The organism is Psychroserpens mesophilus, assembly GCF_050617655.1.
Taxonomy (GTDB): domain Bacteria; phylum Bacteroidota; class Bacteroidia; order Flavobacteriales; family Flavobacteriaceae; genus Psychroserpens; species Psychroserpens mesophilus_A.
The window spans coordinates 1-239 of sequence record NZ_JBODQC010000466.1; the positions used below are offsets into that span (position 1 = coordinate 1).

The window sequence follows — 239 nt, forward strand, 5'->3', positions numbered from 1 at the left end:
ACTCATTATCTACGATAACGGATAAATCACCTTTTTTATTTGCATAGTTACGTTGAGCAGACATAAGGTGATGACCAAATTCTCCGTAAGTAAATGAGCGATTGCCTATAGTGAAAACAATTTTGTCTTTATCAAAGTCTTCTGGTAATCTCCAAGAACGCGTAAAGTAATTGTCATCTAAAAGTGGTGTAAAATATTTTTTAGCTTCTGAATTATATGAAATCTCATAACGCTTTTTT

General features: G+C 31.8%; 1 pseudogene. It reads right to left on the bottom strand.

Features of this window, described 5'->3' with window-relative positions:
* Positions 1 to 239, bottom strand: a pseudogene (locus tag ACRHNM_RS18010) (peptidylprolyl isomerase); the annotation flags it as partial.